Origin of the sequence: Mycolicibacterium aubagnense (assembly GCF_010730955.1) — a bacterium.
Lineage (GTDB): Bacteria > Actinomycetota > Actinomycetes > Mycobacteriales > Mycobacteriaceae > Mycobacterium > Mycobacterium aubagnense.
In genome coordinates this window covers 4,329,318-4,346,526 of record NZ_AP022577.1, presented here as the reverse complement: position 1 = coordinate 4,346,526, position 17,209 = coordinate 4,329,318, and the positions used below count along the sequence as shown (strand labels likewise).

The window sequence follows — 17,209 nt, the reverse complement described above, 5'->3', positions numbered from 1 at the left end:
GCAGTGCCTAAGTTCCGCGAACCGCGGTGACCGACTTGGTCAGCAACTCCGTCGCCTGCTGCGTATTCACCGGCACGACGGGCTTATCCGGCTCGACGAGCGAGTTGGCCGTGACGATCACCAGGAACCTGCCGAAACGGGCGACATAGTTGTAGAGCTGACCCGAGGCCGGCTTGCCACCGGCCACCGTCTCGAGAAAGCGGTGGGTACCCAGCGTCTTCACGCCGTCGATGGCCGGGGCCGGCACCTCTTCGACCAACCCCCGCACGCCCGCACCGGAGAAAGCGACCTTCTTGCAGGCGTCACCCGGATCCGCCGGCGCGATGGGCTCGGACGTCTCGACCGCCAGGATCACGAACCGGTTGCCCTGCCCTTCGGCGGTGACAGCGGTCATGTTGCCCTTGGCACCTGGGGAGACGGCCATGCCGGAGGCGAACTTCGCGCATTCCGGTGGCTCGAACTTCAGGCCGGGCGGCAACGTCTGCGGGGCGAACGCGCGGGGGTCGATGCCCGTCGGCGCGACCGTCTTGACCTGGTAGTCCGGCCCGAAAGTACTCTTCAGGTCAAGGATTTTCGTGATGTCGGGGTCAACGACCACCTGGGTGTGAGTCGTGCATGCCGCCACCAGACCGGCGGAGGCCACCACGAGCACCGTTCTGCGCATTGTGGCGAATCTACCGGGCCAACCCGTCCGCGGCCGGGATGCCCCGCACCGACCGCACAGCTGCCGCCAACAAAGTCGCAGGGAGGTCCGCCGGCAGCGGCGGCGCGACGGCCCCGGGATCGGTCACCATGGTGATCGAAACCGCCACCGAGTCGACGTACGCGACCAGAGTCGTTGCCTGCGAATGGGTTTGCGCACCGTTCTCGACGCTGGTGGTGATGTGGGCCGTCATGCCCAGCGTTCGGGCGTCGGCGATCCCGGGCGCGTCGGTGACGTCGATGGCCGCCTGGGCCCGGCTCGTGCTCAATGTCCAGGTGTGACAGTCGCCGACGAGCTCGGGCGCGGGGGCGCCGCCTGGCGCCGCGGTCACGTACACGATGCCGCCCGGCCCCGACGCCGACCAGCCGCGCACACCGTCAGCAGGGGCCGCCACCAACGCTGCACAGGCCGGTGGGTCCGCAGCCGACTCGGACGACATGCCCCAGAAGGTCGGCGGCGCAGCCGGCGCGGGCAACGCACCCAACTCGTAGCTCTGCAGCTCCTTGGGCAGCTGTTGGCGCATCCGGCCGATCGCGGCGGGGTCGGCCGGCTTCGCGGCCGCAGTGGTGGTCGGCCTCTCGGCTTCGGTGGTCGATCCGCACGCCGCGCACAGCAGAACCACCGTCGACCACGCGAGTGCGCGCATTTGCTGTTGATAGCACGGCAAACCCGCCGACCCCGGACAATGTCCGACGCCACGCCGGAACATGTTTTGCCGATGCCCCGCAGGAACGAAAGCTCGCGCCACCGGCCACCTCCGCCCCGTAGTCTGCATCCGACGACAGGAGACGCAAATGTTGCCGATGAAGGTTGCCGGCCTTGTGCTGGCCGTGACCGTGGGTGCGCTGGGTACGAGTGCATGCAACTCGGGCTCGAAACCTGCGTCGTCGTCGACGTCCGCTTCCAGCAGCGCCTCGAGCACCAGTGCCGCGGCGGCACCGACCTCGGGCCCCGCCGCGCCCGCGGCGCCGAAGAAGACCATTCGGGACTACCTGCACGAGAAGAACATCACCGAGCAGCAGTTGCATCCCGGCGACGCCGGGGCTCCGACACTGAACATGCCGCTCCCCCAAGGCTGGGTGGACGCCGGCGCGCTGACCCCGAAATGGGCTTGGAGCGCAAGCAAATTCGACGACCCGGCCATGAAGGCCGACCCGCCGACGATCATCGTGCTCGTCTCGAAGCTGCCGGGCGGCAATGCCGATGAGGTGCTGCAGTACGCGCCCGGTGAGCTGCAGAACCTCCACAACTGGCAGGACGCCGGCACCAACTGCGAAGCCAAGCTCGGCGGGTTCAAGGCGTGTCAGGTCGGCGGCATGTACAACCAGGACGGCAAAGATCGGCTGATGGCCCAGAAGACGGCGGCCATCCCGACCAAGGACGGCGTGATCGTGTTGCAGATCAACGCCAGCGGCACGAAGGACACGATCGGGCCGCTGATGGACGCGACGGCGGCGATCGACAAGTCGCTGACCATCACCGCCCCCTGAGCCAGGCACCGCAATTCAGGCGCGGGAGAACGCTGACGCCGCGGCCACCTGCTCGGCGGTCGGCCGCACCCCGGTGTAGCGCTCGAACTGTTCGGCAGCCTGCAGAGCGATCACCTCGGCGCCGGTGATGACCGGAATCCCGGCCGCGCGAGCCGTGCGCACCAGTGGAGTCTCCGACGGCAGCGCCACGACGTCGAACACGGTGTGTGCCTTGGCAATAACATCGGGACCGAAGGACAGATCGTCCGCTTCGGCGCCGCCGGCCATGCCGATCGGGGTGACATTGACGACGACGTCCGCGCCGGCTGCGGCGGCGGCGGCGTAGCGGTACCCGAGGCGATCAGCCAGCCGGCTGCCGGTCTCCGGGTTGCGGGCCACGATGGTGCCCGTCTTGAATCCCTTGTCCCGGAAGGCCGCTGCCACCGCGCTGGCCATTCCACCGCTACCGCGGATGAGCAACGACGCGGCGGGATCCAGGCCATGCTCGTCGATGAGCCGGGCGATCGCCAGGTAGTCGGTGTTGCAGGCGGTGAGCCGCCCCGCGTCGTTGACGATGGTGTTGACCGAATTGATCACGCGCGCAGACTCTTCCAGCTCATCGACCAGCGCGATGACGTCCTCTTTGAACGGCATGGACACCGAGCAGCCGCGGATACCCAGGGCCCGGACGCCGCCGATCGCGGCAACGATGTCCGTCGTGGTGAAGGCCTTGTAGACGAAATCCAGGCCCAGCTCGTTGTAGAGGTAGTTGTGAAAGCGCGTACCGATGTTGCTGGGCCGGGCGGCCAGCGAGATACACGCCGCGGTGTCCTTGTTCAGCAGCGGACGCCTTGAATACAGCGATTCCGTCATCAGGCGACCGCCTTGATCACATGCTGCGCCAGTGTGTAGATGTCGCGATACTTCCTGCGCGACAACGACAATTGCCCGGGCTTCGGGACGTCGAACTCGGTGACGATCATGTTGCGGTCGTCGCGCTCCCAGGTGGCACCGTAGTGCTCGAGTATCTTGCGCATCGGAAAGTTGTCGGACAGCACCCGCGCCGCGAATCGCTCGATGCCGGAGCCCCGGGCGGCGGGCACCAGCGCATCCATCAGGAAAGTCCCGATGCCCCGGCCCTGATAGTCGTCACCGACCATGAAAGCCACCTCGGCGACCGTCGGATCCTCGTGCAGCCGAACGAATCTCGCGTCAGCAACCATGGGCCCGTCGGGTCCATCAACACCGTCGGTCAGCACCCAGACGAAATGGTCCACGTAGTCGACCTCGAACAGGTAGGCCATCAGCGCCGGGCTGGGCTCGTAAGCCGTCTGGAACCGGCGGTACATGGTCTCGGTCGAAAAACGGACGGGACCCTGGCGCACGCGCGGGTTGTCTCCTGGCAGGACGGGCCGCAGGTACATCTGACTGCCGTCCCTCAGCTTCACCGGAAGCGGCGTGATGAACTCCGCGAGCCGTTGCCGCGCCGTGCGCACCAGCCGCTCGGCCATGCAGGGCACCTCGAGCATGGCTGCCAGCGCGTCATGCCCGCCGATCCACCCCGCCAGCGGTTCGGTGACCACCACCGTGGCGTTGCGGGTGCCACCCCGCAGCAGCGCGATCTCACCGACGATCAGGCCCGCGCCGATGGTGTGGACGACGAGCTCGCCGTCCGAGCCGGTGTGCGTCATCCGGACACTGCCGGCGCTGATCAGAATGAACGACGACGCAATTTCACCCTGCGTCATCAGCACCCTGCCGGGTTCGGCCGTCAGTGGACGCAGCAACGGCGCGAGCCGGTCGAGGTCCTCCCGATGGCAACTGGAGAAGAACCCCAGCGAGGCCAGTTCATCCGTGGTCGATTCCGGCACGCTGCAAACGTTACCGGTGGACGGTGCACCGTGGAGTGTGCTCGGCCGGGTCAGTTCGGCCCGGCGCCGCCGGTCCGCAGAGGATTCATCGGCTGGGCAGTGGCCCGGCCGGCCGAGGTCACCGACGTCAAGGACACCGAGGAGTGACGCGCAGCAGCGTAACGGCATGCGGTGGAACGATTCCGCCGTCGATCGCGCCGGTGCTGGAGCGGTCCTGGTGGGTCCAGGTATCCCGGACCGTGTAGCAGTGGACGGCCGGTAGGCCCGCTGCCGCGGCGGTTGTCGCCATGGTGACCGGCTTGTCAGAACCGTTGACGAGCGCCACCGCCATGGCGCCGTCGGACAGCCACTTCAGCAGTACCCGCGGATCGATGGCCAGGGGATGCATGGGCGCGGTCAGCGAATCCTGGTCGACGGCAATGACATCCCGGTTGGTCAGGAGCTCTTGGGTGTCCTTGCTCATGGCACGGACGTCGTTGCCGGCGATCAGCGGCGCCGACAGCATCGACCACAGCGACAGGTGGGCACGCTGCTCGTCGGTGGTCAGATTGGGTTGATGGTCGGTCACCGCGTGCAGAAGTTGGTCATCGGCCGCCGCCGAGAACTGCCGCACCGCGTCGGGCGGCGCCCCGACGGTGAGCTGGTTCCGGACCGAATTCAGATGGCCGGCGACCCATTGGTCCCAGCCGATGCCGGCGACCAGCATGTCGGCATCGACCCAGTAACCTTGCTTGCTGGGAACGAGCGCCTTTGCCGCTGCGGCGAATTCGTCGGGCACACCGAGGTAGACATGCCCGGCGAACGGGTCAAGCGGGCCGAGCCGCGGTAGTTGGTCGTGCCACACCGGGACCAGATCGTTGGTCGCACGGGCCATGTCGGCGATATCCGACCAGTCATAGCGGATGCCCGCCGTCTGATCGTCGGAGCTGTTGGGATTGATGCTGTAGACGATGCGCCGACCGGAGGCGCGTAGCGCGTCACGCATGGCGGTGAACACCTGCACGTGATGCTGATGGTCGGCCTCATTGCGGCACCAGTCGTACTTGAGCATGTCGATGCCCCAGTCCGCGTAGTCTTTCGCATCCCGCGTTTCATGGCCGGCGGCCGCCAGCGCCGGCTGAGCGCTGCAGCCCTCGTTGAACGGGCTGGCGTAGAGGCCCAGCAGCATGCCACGGTCGTGGGCATACTTCGCCAGGTCGGCCATGCCGTCGGGGAAACGTATTGGGTCCGCCTGCAATTCACCGGCGGCGGTGCGCCGCGGCGCGGCCCAACCGGCATCGAGATTGACGTAGCGGTAGCCGGCATCGCGCATGCCCGACGACACCATGGCGTCGATGACGGCTTTGATGTTGGCCGCGGTGAGTGCGACGCCCGAATTCCACGAATTCCAGCCCATGGGTGGCATGCGCGGTTGAGCAGGCCCGTTCGACGGCCGCTCCGGCTGCGTCGAGCAACCCGTATTCAGCACCAGCACGCACAGCAGCACCGCGACCAGAGACCAGAACCGCCTCATCGGTGTCCTCACTGTCTTGAGCCAGGTGCACCGACACTAGCGACGTCGACTGGGAGGGAGCTGGCGCTTATCGGTAATGATTTTCGACAAGCCAAGATGGTTCAGGTATCGTCGCCTACACCTTAATGAAAATCATTTTCACCTAGCCGACGGAGGTTCCCATGAAGGCCGGCATCCACCCCGACTACCACCCCGTGGTCTTCCAGGACGCCACCACCGGACGCACGTTCCTCACCCGATCCACCGCCACCAGCTCCCGAACCATCGAATGGCAGACCGCCGACGGCATTCACACCTACCCCCTGATCGTCGTCGACGTCACCTCGGATTCACACCCGGTGTGGACCGGCAAGCGGCAGATCATGGACACCGCCGGTCGCGTCGAGAAGTTCAACCGCAAGTACGGCCGATGATCTTGCCGCGGGTATCCCCTTGCCCCCGAGAAACATTCGCATCCCGTTCTCGCACTACCCATCCCCGGCCGCGCCCCGGCTACCACACTCGGGGCGCGGCCACCACCGCAGCCTGGGACTGGCAGTTGCATGCCCGCTGCCGCGGACTACCGGCCGAGATGTTCTATACCGGCGACGACGATCGCGGCGCCCGGCGGGTCGCCCACGAAGAACACGCCAAACAGATCTGCCACCATTGCCCGGTACTACGCGAATGCCTCGGCCACGCCATGGAAGCCGGCGAGCCGTACGGCATCTGGGGCGCGACGACGCCGAAGGAACGCGCAGCGTTGCGAAGTTCACAGGCTTTTATTAGCTGATCTAGTAAATCTGTCGGTACCTTGGGGACAACACCAGAACACCGACGGGAGCCACGATGGGATTCGGACCGCCACAGGGCCGGCCGACTGTCACCGACGACGAGATCGCCGCCATCATGGATCCGCCGCAGCGCGTCCGAACACTACGAAATGTGTTGGACGCCACGGGGGATGCGCTCGAACCGGTGATCGAACTGTACCGGCCTTACGTGACCGGCCTCGACCGCCTGCCCCGCGACGGCCGCTTCCTTCTGGTCGGCAATCACACGGCGTTCGGCTTCGCCGAGATACTGCTGATGCCGTATTACACCCGTCGCGAACTCGGTGTGCAGGTGCGCCCACTCGCAGAACGGGGCCTGGCACAGGCCAAGGGCTTCGGCGGCGACCTTGTCGCGGCGTACGGCGGCGTGGTCGGCCACCCCGACACGGCGCGAGAACTCATGCGGCACAACGAGACCGTGCTGGTCTTTCCAGGCGGGGGACGCGAGATGCCCAAATTCAAGGGCGAGGAGTACCAGCTGAAGTGGGAAGGCCGAAACGGTTTCGCCCGCGTGGCCATCGAAAGCGGATATCCGATCGTGCCGGTCGGCTTGGTCGGCAGTGACGACGTCTACGAACCCCTCTTCGAACGCGACAGCACGCTGGGCCGGCTGAGCCAGTCCATCGGCGAGCGGCTCGGTGGACGTACCGACATGGCGATGCCCCTGGTGCGCGGCATCGGGCCGACGCTGATTCCCCGCCCGCGGCGCATGTACCTCGAGTTCGGCGAGCCGATCAGCACGACCGCACCAAACGGCACGACCGACCACGCCCGATGGGTGGAGACGGTCAAGTCGACGACTCAGCAAGCGCTGGAACACATCCTGACCGACTTGCAGGAGATCAGGTCCGGTGATCCGTATCGGAGTCTGAATCCGCTGGCCTGGTCCCGGGCAGCCCAACCGCCCGAAACCGTCAGTCGAGCGGTCTGAATCACGGCCGGTCGCCGGCCGCCGTAGGCTTCGTCAGGTGGCATTCACCGACTATCAGCAGCTGACCTTGACTCGCCGTGACAACGGCGTCCTGCTGATCACCCTCAACCGGCCCGAGAAGTACAACGCCGCCGACGAGGGCATGCACGCCGAGCTGGCCAACATCTGGAAGGACGTCGCGGCCGATCCGGAAACCCGGGTGGCCGTGATCACCGGTGCGGGAAAGGCATTCAGCGCCGGCGGAGATCTGGCCATGGTCGAGCGCATGGCCGGTGACTATGACCGCGTCTCGCACATGCTCAGCGAGATGAGTGACCTGGTCTACAACATGATCAACTGCGACAAACCGATCGTGTCCGCGATCAATGGCGTCGCGGTCGGCGCCGGAGCCGTGGCCGCATTGCTGGCCGATGTCGCCATCATCGCCGAGGACGCCAAGATCGGCGACGGCCACGTCAAACTCGGCGTGGCCGCGGGCGATCACGCCGCGATCATCTGGCCGTTACTGGCCGGGACAGCGAAGGCCAAGTACTACCTCATGACGGGCGAGATGATCGACGGTGTCGAGGCCGAGCGGATCGGCATGGTTGCCAAGGCCCTTCCCCGCGAACAGGTTCTGGACGAAGCACTCCGGGTTGCCGACGAGCTCGCCACGGGCGCCCAGCAGGCGATCCGGCTGACCAAACGTGCGCTCAACAACTGGCTTCGCCATGCCGGTCCCATCTTCGATCAGTCCGCGGCCTACGAGATGTTGACGTTCCTCGGGCCTGATGTGGTCGAGGGATACACCGCGCTGCGGGAGAAGCGCAGGCCCCAGTTCCCGTCCGCGCGCTAGCCGCGGGAGCCGATATGACCTGGCAGCAGGTGCAGCCCTTCTTCGTAGCACTTGCCATCGGACTGCTGCTCGGCCTGGAGCGCGAACGTAGTCATGCGCGCAAACTGCCTGCCGGGTCGCGCTCGTTTGCCCTGCTGTCGCTGGCCGGGGCGGTCGCAGCAGGTTTCGGCCAGTGGACCGTCGTCGCGGTATTCCTCGGCGTCGGCGCGCTGGTCGCGCTCGCGTACTTCCGAACCAGTCGGGAAGACCCTGGAACCACGACAGCGACAGCCGCACTCGTCGCGTATCTCCTTGGTGCCCTGGCCTATTCCCGACCAGCACTGGCAGTGGCCCTCGCCGTCGTGGTAGCCGGTCTGCTCGTGTCGAAAACCCGCATCCACCGTTTCGCCCGCGACATCGTCACCGAGGTCGAACTGGAAGACGCGATCAAGTTTCTCGTCGTCGCCTTCGTGATCCTGCCCCTGCTACCGGACCGCGGGCTCGGTCCGTACGGCGTTCTCAACCCGGAGAAGATCTGGCTCCTCGTTGTACTGCTCACCGGTATCGGTTGGGTGGGGTACATCGGTGTGCGGGCTCTCGGGCCAGAACGGGGCGTTCTCATCACCGGCATCGCCGGCGGGTTCGTCTCTGCGAGCGCAACAACGGCGTCCATGGGCCGACTCAGCCGAACTACGGCGAGCTTGCGGGCGCCCCTGGCCAGCGCCCTGCTGGCCAGCTTGGCCACCTTCGTGCAGCTCCTCATCGTGATCGGCGTGGTCGACACCGAAGTACTGCGCCGACTATGGCCGCCCGTAGCCGCCGGTGCCGTAGTGCTGGTCGGTCTTGCCGCCCTCGTCTATCGGGGAGTCGGCCGACCCTCCGAGAACGCCGCTGCCCCAAGCGAAAACACCGAAGCAGCGCCCACTACTCGACCGTTCGCCCTGCGGCCGGCGCTCATCCTGGCCGCCGTGCTGACCCTGGCTCTGCTGGTCGGACGGTGGGGCGCGGACGTGCTCGGCACCGAGGGCACCGTGCTCGCCGCCTTCGCCGCGGGCCTCGCCGATGCGCACGCGGGTGCGGTCGCCGCCGCCAGCCTCGCCGCCAAGGGTGCTATCACCGTCGAGACCGCGCTGATCGCAGTGGCAGCCGCGCTCGGCTCGAACTTGATCGTCAAAACGGTGCTGGCATTCACCGCCGGCGGTCGCCGGTTCGGGCTGCGGTTCCTCGCCGGCATGGCGCCGCCGGCCGTGGTCTTCGGAGTCGTCCTGGCCCTGACGGTGACCTCAGCCTGACAACGCGTCGACGACTCGGGTTGCGGCCGACGCCCACTACCGACTGCTTGTGCCGAAAGTCCCATCGCCTCTGTCCCTTCGGCACCAGCGGGAGGCCAGCCGCAGGCCGGACGATAGTCGCAGCGGTGGAAGGAGCGACACATCATGATGTTCTGGTACGGCCACAACATGGGTGGATGGGGCTACGCCGGGATGGCCATCGGCATGTTCCTCTTCTGGGCGCTGGTGCTCGGCGGCATCGTCGCGCTGATCCGCGTCGCCGGTGGCGATCAAAGGAACCGAATCCCCGCCCCCACCGAATCCGACGCACTACAGGTGCTCGCCGTGCGATTCGCGCAGGGCGACATCACCGAGGCGGAGTACCGCGAGAAGCTGGCGGTACTGAGCGAGCACACACCTACATGAATGCCGTAGGGCTCAGTAGGTTCGCCCGAGGCGGGAGACACCCCCACTTGTCAGGCGTGCAGGACAACCGGTAGGCGGGTGGGTCCGCGCAGCGAGCTGTTGGTGGACCACATCGTCTGCTCGGTCGTCGATATTCGTGAGACGCGAGTGACAAGTTCGCGGAGCACCGCGTGTGCCTCCATCCGTGCCAACGGCGCGCCCAGGCAGAGGTGCGCGCCGAAGCCGAATCCGACGTGGGTACGCGGATTGCGCTCCGCGCGAAAAGAGTTGGGATCATCGAAGGCCAGCGGGTCACGGTTCGCGGCCCCGAACGACAACAGAACGCGGGAACCGGTCGGGATCGTGACCTCTCCGACCCGGTATGGCGCGCGGGTGTAGCGGTAGAGATTCTGAACAGGACTGGTGTACCGGACGTGCTCTTCGATGGCCTGCGGGATGAGGTCCGGATTCGCCCGGATGATCTCGTATTGGTCCGGATTGTTCGCGTACGTGTCGAGCATGCCGCCGAGAAGGTTTGTGGTGGTTTCGTTGCCGGCAATCAGGAGCAGAATGGCGATCTGGAACAGCGCCTCATCGGTCAGAGCGCCGTCAGCGCTGTGTTGAACCAGTCGCCCGAGAACGGTTTCGGAGCCCTTGAGTTCTCCGGCCTTCAGATGTCGTAAGAAATAGCGGCGCAACGCTATCGCTGCGCGCATGGATTTCGCGGTGCCGATCAGGCCCGGCACGGTTGGCGTGAAGTTGATCAGTCGGGTGCTCTCGTCTGACCAGCGGCGAAAGTCGGCAATATCGCGATCGGGGACGCCGATGATCGCCGCAATGACCCGCAGCGGCAGTGGGACCGTCAGTCGCTGCACGGCATCGGCACCGGGGTTGGCGATGAGGTCGTCGACGAACTCCGCGGCGAGCCCGTCGATCACGGCGCGCCAACCATCGAGCGCCCCTTTCGTGAACGCGGGTTGCACCTGCTTGCGTAGGCGGCCGTGCAGATCGTCGTCGGTCAACACGACGAGGTCGGCAACCATCTGAATCCGGGTCACCCCTTGGCTGCTCGTGACTTCAGCGGTGTCCCGCAAGGCGGCCCGGACATCGTCGAGCCGGTGCAGAATCCACGTGGACCGCCGGGGGCTGTAGTGCACCCGGCCGCCCCGATGCAGCGCGGCGTACGCGTCATAGGGGGAAGCGGCAGTGCCCGGATCCAACGGGTCGTAGTCGGTGTTGATCGCGCCGATCCAGGCGCGATATCCCAGACGGCGGGCACGCACAGCTGCGGATACATTCAGTCGGCCGGCGGCGATCAGTGGGGACAACACCGAGGCGCCGCCGCGCGATGCCTGAGCGATGGTCGTGGTGGACACCTCATCAGCGTCCGGCCGTACCGTCGGCACCGTCAACGCATCGCACCAAAGTTGAAACCCGCAGCTATGGATCTGCGGGTGGTTGCCGAGCACGATCCCATTCCAACCAGGCGATATGTGTGAGAAAAAGATCCGAAAACGTCTCAAGGTGATAGAACGAATTTCGCTTCTATCTCGTAGGAGGTCCGCGCGATATGCCTCGACGTGACTGGGTACTCGGCGCGGACCGCAATGCCGAAGCCCTCGACCGCATCCTGTCGGCAGCCTCAGAACTCGTGTCCCGCAATGGGTTCGAAGCGTTCAGCATCGAGGCGGTCGCCGCCGAACTGCACTGTTCCCCGGCTACTGTTTACCGCCGGGCCGGCGGCAGAGCCGCAATTCTGGAGCGGCTCGTATCGCTCTTCGCCGACCAAATCCTCAGCTCCATTCGACGTGCCGTCGCGGGCCTGGAGGGCACGGAGCGCGTCGTGACCGCCATCATGGTCGCGCTGGACTGCATGCGTGCCGAACCGCTGGGCAAGTTGATCATGGGCGACATCCGCCCCAATCACGACGGCGGAACGGTGACCACCTCACCGCTGGTCGCCACGTTCGCCGAGGAAATGCTCGGACGCCACGACCCGCTGGCCGCACACTGGCTGATCCGCGTCACGTTGGCGCTGTGGTACTGGCCGCTCAAGGACAAAAGCGCCGAATACGAACTCGTGACGCGGTTCGCCGGCCCGTCTGCGATGTTGGGCCTGGGCGAATCCCCATCAGCCTGAACTGCTCAATCTCTGTGGAGCTAAGGGGAATCGAACCCCTGACCTTCTCGATGCGAACGAGACGCGCTACCAACTGCGCTATAGCCCCTTGTACCGGAAGCAAAGGCTACCAGCACTGGTCTGCAACCCGAAAATCAGCTACTGACCAGACGCCCGGGGCAGGTCATAGTCCCTGGACATCCGGGTGTATTCCAGGTGTTCGAAGATCGGATCCTCGTCATCGATGTCCAGCACTGCGGCGCCCGGACGCCGCAAGCGAGAAGGGACGACGTCGAATTCCTCGTCCTGGGTGTTCTCCACGCCATGCCGGGACCGCATCATCCGCTGGGCACGCCGGCGCCGCAGCTGCTCTTCGATCCGAGTCTGACGACGCAGGTAGGCCAGGTACAGCACGGAAGCCGCGCTGACCATGCCACAGAACCACCACCACATGCTCGACGCCAGCGAGAAGGCCACAACGCCGGTGACCAGGATGGCCACGGCCATACCGGAGAGCATGCGGCTGCGGAAGCGGTATTTGCGCTCGGCGGCCGCGACGGCAGCCTTCGACTCGTAGCGACTGCGTCGCGCCGTCGACATCGAGTCGGCCAGCTTCGGCTCGTCGTCCGCCACCGCCTCGACACCCGAGGTGTCGTCGACGTACTCGTAGTCGTGTTCGGTGCCGTCCTCGGCTTCCGCCTGAGTCCCTTCCGCGGCCTCGGCTTCAACTTCAGGTTCGGACTGTTCCTCGACGGCCTCGTCAGCCGCGACGGCCTCGTGGACGTCGGTGGTCGGCTCGGCCTCGGTTTCGGGCCCGGCTTCGGGCTCGTCGGCGTCCGCCGCGGCCATCTCGTCGGTGAGCGCTTCCTCGGGCTCGAAGTCCGCCTCGGAGACGGTCCGGATCGCCATGGTCGGCGTGGCGACGTCATCGAAAAGTGTTGGCTGTTCCTGGTTTTCAGGCTCCGGAACGGCTTTCATCCGCCCGGAGGCGCCGATCGGCAGCGCACCGGAGTCCATCTCGACGACCTCGACGTCGAGATACTCCGATTCTTCGACGACCACCTGATCGGCCAGCACCACCGAACGCGGCGAATCAGCCTCTGGGTCGGCGACCGGGATCGAGTCGGTGGTCGCGTCGCCGCGCGCGAAGTCTTCTTCGAACGCGGTGAAGTCCTCGTCCTGTTTCCAGTGCGGATCGCTGTGGTGGCCGGTGGCGGGCCCACTGCGCCGTCGCAACCGGCTGTTGCCCTGCGTGTTGAGCACACGGGTCGCCAATGCGACATCGCTCGTCCGGCGGACGTTCTCGCGCTTGCTGATCAACATCGGCACCAGCACGAACAACCACAACACGACGAGGGATATCCACAGTAGGGATTGGGGGATGCTTGGCATGTCGCCGGCTCCTTTCCCCATCAGATTAGGTCTGTGACCAGCGCATCCGAAGCCGACGCGCCAGGGTCAATTACACACCTGTAATTCGTTACTTACAAGCACATCAGTCACAGATGTCACATCTGCAACACAGTCTTATTTGCGATTTGCGCACATTTCCCGGCGCCGCATACCCGAATTGCTCAGACCCAGGTGGCTCGACCATCCCTGACCAGCGCCGATGACGCGGACTGGGCCATCTCTTCCACGGTCATCGCCACCAGCAGATGGTCCCGCCAGGCACCGTCGACTTCGAGGTAACGCCGCAGCAGGCCCTCCTCCCGGAAGCCCACCCGCCCCAACACCGACCGGCTCGGACCGTTTTCCGGGCGGACGGTCGCCTCGATCCGGTGTAGTCCGACCGGACCGAAGGCGTGGTCGACGCCGAGCGCCAGCGCAGCCGTCGCGATCCCGCCGCCGGTGAACTGGCGCGCCACCCAATAGCCGATCCACGCCGACCGCAGCGCTCCGTGCGTCACGTTGCCGATGGTCAACTGCCCGCAGAACTCGCCGTCCAACTCGATGACATAGGGCAGCATGCGGCCACGCCTGGCCTCCGACCGCAGACCCGAACACAGCGCCGGCCACGACGAAACCGCATGGCGCGCAGTCCAATCCACCTCACCGACCGGCTCCCAGGGCTCCAGGTGCGCCCGGTCGGTCAGCCGCATCCGGCTCCACACCGGGCCGTCGCGCAACCGCACCGGCCGCAACCGCACCACCCCGGCACGCACGCGGATCGGGCCGACCGACAACGGCCAGCCCGGATGCATCGCACTCGAACGCAGCAAGTTCACGAATCAGCCGCGCTGCGCGAGGAAGGCCACGTCGACCGATTCGCCCGTACGAATCTGCTCGGCCTCCGTGGGCACGATCACCAGGCAGTTCGCCTCGGCAAGGGTGGCCAGCAGGTGCGACGCGCCGGGGGCACCGCCCAGCGCCTGCACCAGATACTCGCCGGTGTCCTGGTCGCGCATCAACTGGCCACGCAGAAATCCCTTGCGCCCCACCACCGATGAGATGGGGGATAACGTGCGCGCCGACACCACGCGCCGCATCGGCTGCCGCTTGCCCAGCGACATCCGGATCAGCGGACGCACCATCACCTCGAAAACCACGAGGGCACTCACCGGGTTGGCCGGCAGCAGGAAGACCGGCACACCGTCGCGCCCGAGCTGCCCGAAACCCTGCACCGATCCGGGGTGCATCGCGATCCGGGCGACCTCCATCTCCCCCAGCTCGGCGAGCACCGCGCGCACGCCTTCGGCCGCCGCGCCACCGACGGCGCCGGCGATCACGACGATCTCCGACCGATTCAACTGTCCTTCGACCACGTCGCGCAGGGTCTTGGGGTCGGCGTCGACGATGCCGACCCGGTTCACCTCGGCGCCGGCGTCACGGCCGGCGGCGGCGAGCGCATAGGAGTTGACGTCGTAGACCTGGCCGTTGCCGGGCGTCCGCGAGATGTCGACCAGCTCACCGCCGACGGAAATGATCGTCAGCCGCGGCCGCGGGTGGACCAACACGCGTTCGCGGCCCACCGCCGCCAGCAGTCCCACTTGGGCCGGCCCGATGATGGTGCCGGCACGCACCGCGACGTCGCCGGGCTGCACGTCATCCCCGGTACGACGCACATAGGCGCCGGACCGCACACCACGCAGGACCCGTACCCGCGATTCGCCGCCGTCGGTCCAGCGCAGCGGCAGCACGGCATCGGCGAGAGTGGGCATGGGCGCACCGGTCTGGACCCGCGCGGCCTGACGCGGCTGCAAGCGGGTGGGCGTGCGTTCACCAGCGGCGATGGTCGAGACGACGGGCAGGGTGACGTCACTGTCGCCACCGGAGTCCGCGCCCATCACGTCGACGCTGCGCACGGCATAGCCGTCGATGGCGGCCTGATCGAATCCGGGCAGCGGCCGTTCGGTGACCACCTCTTCGGCGCACATCAGACCTTGCGCTTCGGCAATCGCTACCCGCACCGGCCGCGGTGCCACCGCCGCAGCCGCAACCCGGGCCTGCTGTTCCTCAACCGAACGCACAGCTCGCCTTTCTGCATACCTCATACACCGTGGCTGACCACATGCTCGCGCATGTCAGGGCCAACCGAACCGCCGGTGTCAGGCGCTCAGCGCTCGGCAAGACCCAATCGCTCGACCAACCAACGCCGCAATTCCGGGCCGTAGTCGTCGCGTTCCAACGCAAAGTCAACCGCAGCTTTAAGGTAGCCGCCGGGATTTCCCAGGTCGTGTCGGGACCCGCGGTGCACGACCACGTGGACGGGGTGTCCTTCCTCGATGAGCAGCGCGATGGCGTCGGTCAGCTGGATCTCGCCGCCGACACCCTTCTGCACGCGCCGCAGTGCGTCGAAGATCGCGCGGTCCAAGATGTAGCGGCCGGCCGCGGCGTACGGCGACGGGGCATCCTCGGCCTTGGGCTTTTCCACCATGCCCTTGACGCGCAACACATTCGGATTGGCCGCATCGGGCACCGTCTCGACGTCGAACACGCCGTAAGCGCTGATCTCGTCCGGTGGCACCTCGATGGCGCACAGCACGCTGCCGCCACGCTTGGCCCGCACTTTCGCCATGGTCACCAGCACGCCGGCCGGCAGCACCAGGTCGTCGGGCAGCAAGACCGCGATGGCGTCTTCGTCGGGCAACAGCACCGGCTCGACGCAACTGACGGCGTGTCCCAGGCCGAGCGGTTCGGCCTGCACGACCGACTCCACCTTGATCAACGCGGGCGCGCGCCGCACCTTCTCGAGCATCACATGCTTGCCGCGCGCCTCGAGCGTTCCTTCGAGGATGAGGTCCTCGACGAAGTGCGCGACGACGCCGTCCTTGCCCTCCGAGGTCACGATCACCAGTCGCTCGCCACCCGCGTCAGCCGCTTCGGCAGCAACCAGCTCGATGCCGGGGGTGTCGACGACCGGCAGCAACTCCTTGGGGACGGTCTTGGTGGCAGGCAGAAAACGCGTGCCCAGACCAGCCGCCGGGACCACCGCGGTGCGCGGCATCGGCACTGAAGTCTGTGTCGTCATTGTTCACACGATAACGGCATTGCCTCGATCTGCCCTACCTAGGTTCGCCTTGCCACGGTCGGCGGCAACGTCAAAGTGACTGTTACCTGGACAGGTGTACAACACCGCGGGAGCAAATATGACACGGTGGTAAGCATGAGCCTCGAGGTCGGAAAGGACGAGCTGCGCAAAGCCATCCTGCGCAGACGCCGCGCCCTGACGCCTGAGCAGAGGCAGGCGGACGCCGATGCCCTGGCACGCCGGATACCGGAGTTGGTGGTCTCCGGCGACGTGGTGTGCGCCTATATGCCGATCGGCACCGAGCCGGGTTCGCCCGCGATGCTGGACGCCCTGACCGAAGCGGGCGCCAAGGTGTTCTTGCCGGTGACCCGTCGCGACGCCCCGCTGAGCTGGGGCCGGTACCGATCCGGACACCTCACGGAAGCGCAGTTCGGGTTGCTCGAACCGGACACACCGCATCTGCCACCCGACGCGATTGGGCAGGCACGGGTGATTCTGGTCCCCGCCCTCGGCGTCGACCGCGCCGGAGTCCGACTCGGCCGCGGAGCGGGTTTCTACGATCGCTCGCTGCCGCTGGCCGCGCCGGACGCGTCGCTCGTAGCAGTGGTGTACGACGACGACCTCTTGCCGGCGCTGCCCACCGAGCCGCACGACGTCCCGATGACGCATGCGCTGACTCCGACGTCAGGGCTGGTCAAGCTGGGTATCTAGGAAGAGCGGGAGGTCAGTCCTTGCCGCAGGTACATCCTGATCCGCAGTTGCAGTTTTCACAGGTGCAGTCCGGGTTGTCGCAGCCGCCCTTGGTGATGTTGCCAGTCATGCGCACAATG

19 protein-coding genes and 1 tRNA gene are annotated in these 17,209 nt (G+C 66.5%); 9 read left to right on the top strand and 11 right to left on the bottom strand.

The window, feature by feature from the left end; translation table 11 throughout:
• Positions 1 to 7 precede the first annotated feature (7 nt).
• Positions 8 to 664 carry a DUF5642 family protein gene (locus G6N59_RS20825; protein WP_138228740.1) on the bottom strand — a complete coding sequence of 219 codons (657 nt, stop codon included), beginning with the start codon at positions 662 to 664 and terminating at the stop codon, positions 8 to 10.
• Between the two features lie 10 nt (positions 665 to 674).
• The gene (locus G6N59_RS20820; RefSeq protein WP_138228739.1) at positions 675 to 1,349 is read right to left on the bottom strand and encodes a DUF5642 family protein; all 675 of its coding nucleotides are present in this window, start codon (positions 1,347 to 1,349) and stop codon (positions 675 to 677) included.
• A gap of 148 nt (positions 1,350 to 1,497) precedes the next feature.
• Between G6N59_RS20820 and G6N59_RS20815 the strand changes: the two genes are divergently transcribed.
• A complete protein-coding gene (locus tag G6N59_RS20815; RefSeq protein WP_138228738.1) occupies positions 1,498 to 2,193 on the top strand; it encodes an LpqN/LpqT family lipoprotein in 696 nt (231 codons plus the stop codon).
• Positions 2,194 to 2,208: 15 nt separating this feature from the next.
• On the opposite strand, the gene G6N59_RS20810 is transcribed toward G6N59_RS20815, so the two are convergent.
• The 3 genes from G6N59_RS20810 to G6N59_RS20800 form a co-directional block, all read right to left on the bottom strand.
• Positions 2,209 to 3,045 carry a shikimate 5-dehydrogenase gene (locus tag G6N59_RS20810; RefSeq protein ID WP_138228737.1) on the bottom strand — a complete coding sequence of 279 codons (837 nt, stop codon included), beginning with the start codon at positions 3,043 to 3,045 and terminating at the stop codon, positions 2,209 to 2,211.
• Positions 3,045 to 4,043, bottom strand: coding sequence for an acetyltransferase Pat (locus tag G6N59_RS20805; RefSeq protein ID WP_138228736.1), 999 nt, complete (start codon positions 4,041 to 4,043; stop codon positions 3,045 to 3,047). The genes G6N59_RS20810 and G6N59_RS20805 overlap by 1 nt, the downstream gene beginning before the upstream one ends.
• 127 nt (positions 4,044 to 4,170) lie before the next feature.
• A complete protein-coding gene (locus G6N59_RS20800; RefSeq protein ID WP_138228735.1) occupies positions 4,171 to 5,556 on the bottom strand; it encodes a glycoside hydrolase family 27 protein in 1,386 nt (461 codons plus the stop codon).
• Positions 5,557 to 5,717: 161 nt separating this feature from the next.
• Between G6N59_RS20800 and G6N59_RS20795 the strand changes: the two genes are divergently transcribed.
• The 6 genes from G6N59_RS20795 (at position 5,718) to G6N59_RS20770 (ending at position 9,810) form a co-directional block, all read left to right on the top strand.
• Complete coding sequence (locus G6N59_RS20795; protein WP_138228734.1) at positions 5,718 to 5,969, top strand: type B 50S ribosomal protein L31; 252 nt, start codon at positions 5,718 to 5,720, stop codon at positions 5,967 to 5,969.
• Between the two features lie 125 nt (positions 5,970 to 6,094).
• On the top strand, positions 6,095 to 6,328 hold the full coding sequence (locus tag G6N59_RS20790; protein ID WP_138228733.1) for a WhiB family transcriptional regulator: 234 nt from the start codon (positions 6,095 to 6,097) through the stop codon (positions 6,326 to 6,328).
• A gap of 56 nt (positions 6,329 to 6,384) precedes the next feature.
• Positions 6,385 to 7,299, top strand: coding sequence for a lysophospholipid acyltransferase family protein (locus G6N59_RS20785; protein WP_138228732.1), 915 nt, complete (start codon positions 6,385 to 6,387; stop codon positions 7,297 to 7,299).
• A gap of 37 nt (positions 7,300 to 7,336) precedes the next feature.
• Positions 7,337 to 8,134: an enoyl-CoA hydratase/isomerase family protein gene (locus G6N59_RS20780; protein ID WP_138228731.1), complete on the top strand. Its 798-nt coding sequence runs from the start codon at positions 7,337 to 7,339 to the stop codon at positions 8,132 to 8,134.
• 14 nt (positions 8,135 to 8,148) lie between these two features.
• Entirely contained in the window at positions 8,149 to 9,405 is a 1,257-nt protein-coding gene (locus tag G6N59_RS20775; protein WP_138228730.1) for an MgtC/SapB family protein, read from the top strand.
• 144 nt (positions 9,406 to 9,549) lie between these two features.
• Entirely contained in the window at positions 9,550 to 9,810 is a 261-nt protein-coding gene (locus G6N59_RS20770) for an SHOCT domain-containing protein (RefSeq protein WP_138228729.1), read from the top strand.
• A 50-nt stretch (positions 9,811 to 9,860) separates the two neighbouring features.
• On the opposite strand, the gene G6N59_RS20765 is transcribed toward G6N59_RS20770, so the two are convergent.
• Positions 9,861 to 11,165 (bottom strand): cytochrome P450, encoded by a 1,305-nt coding sequence (locus G6N59_RS20765; RefSeq protein ID WP_234884073.1) that lies wholly within the window; start codon positions 11,163 to 11,165, stop codon positions 9,861 to 9,863.
• Between the two features lie 194 nt (positions 11,166 to 11,359).
• On the opposite strand from G6N59_RS20765, the gene G6N59_RS20760 reads away from it, so the two are divergent.
• Positions 11,360 to 11,929: a TetR/AcrR family transcriptional regulator gene (locus G6N59_RS20760; RefSeq protein ID WP_138228728.1), complete on the top strand. Its 570-nt coding sequence runs from the start codon at positions 11,360 to 11,362 to the stop codon at positions 11,927 to 11,929.
• Positions 11,930 to 11,944: 15 nt separating this feature from the next.
• Here the strand turns inward: G6N59_RS20760 and G6N59_RS20755 are convergent.
• The 5 genes from G6N59_RS20755 to G6N59_RS20735 all read right to left on the bottom strand — a co-directional run bounded on the left by G6N59_RS20755 (position 11,945) and on the right by G6N59_RS20735 (position 16,379).
• Positions 11,945 to 12,017 (bottom strand) — tRNA-Ala (locus G6N59_RS20755).
• Between the two features lie 50 nt (positions 12,018 to 12,067).
• Positions 12,068 to 13,300: a divisome protein SepX/GlpR gene (gene sepX / locus G6N59_RS20750; RefSeq protein ID WP_163911551.1), complete on the bottom strand. Its 1,233-nt coding sequence runs from the start codon at positions 13,298 to 13,300 to the stop codon at positions 12,068 to 12,070.
• 182 nt (positions 13,301 to 13,482) lie between these two features.
• Positions 13,483 to 14,136 carry a GNAT family N-acetyltransferase gene (locus G6N59_RS20745; protein ID WP_138228727.1) on the bottom strand — a complete coding sequence of 218 codons (654 nt, stop codon included), beginning with the start codon at positions 14,134 to 14,136 and terminating at the stop codon, positions 13,483 to 13,485.
• 3 nt (positions 14,137 to 14,139) lie between these two features.
• A complete protein-coding gene (gene glp / locus G6N59_RS20740; RefSeq protein WP_138228726.1) occupies positions 14,140 to 15,378 on the bottom strand; it encodes a molybdotransferase-like divisome protein Glp in 1,239 nt (412 codons plus the stop codon).
• 86 nt (positions 15,379 to 15,464) lie between these two features.
• On the bottom strand, positions 15,465 to 16,379 hold the full coding sequence (locus G6N59_RS20735; RefSeq protein WP_163911547.1) for a UTP--glucose-1-phosphate uridylyltransferase: 915 nt from the start codon (positions 16,377 to 16,379) through the stop codon (positions 15,465 to 15,467).
• 135 nt (positions 16,380 to 16,514) lie between these two features.
• Here G6N59_RS20735 and G6N59_RS20730 point away from each other — a divergent pair, with 135 nt between their 5' ends.
• Positions 16,515 to 17,090: a 5-formyltetrahydrofolate cyclo-ligase gene (locus tag G6N59_RS20730; RefSeq protein ID WP_138228725.1), complete on the top strand. Its 576-nt coding sequence runs from the start codon at positions 16,515 to 16,517 to the stop codon at positions 17,088 to 17,090.
• The last annotated feature ends 119 nt before the right edge of the window (positions 17,091 to 17,209 follow it).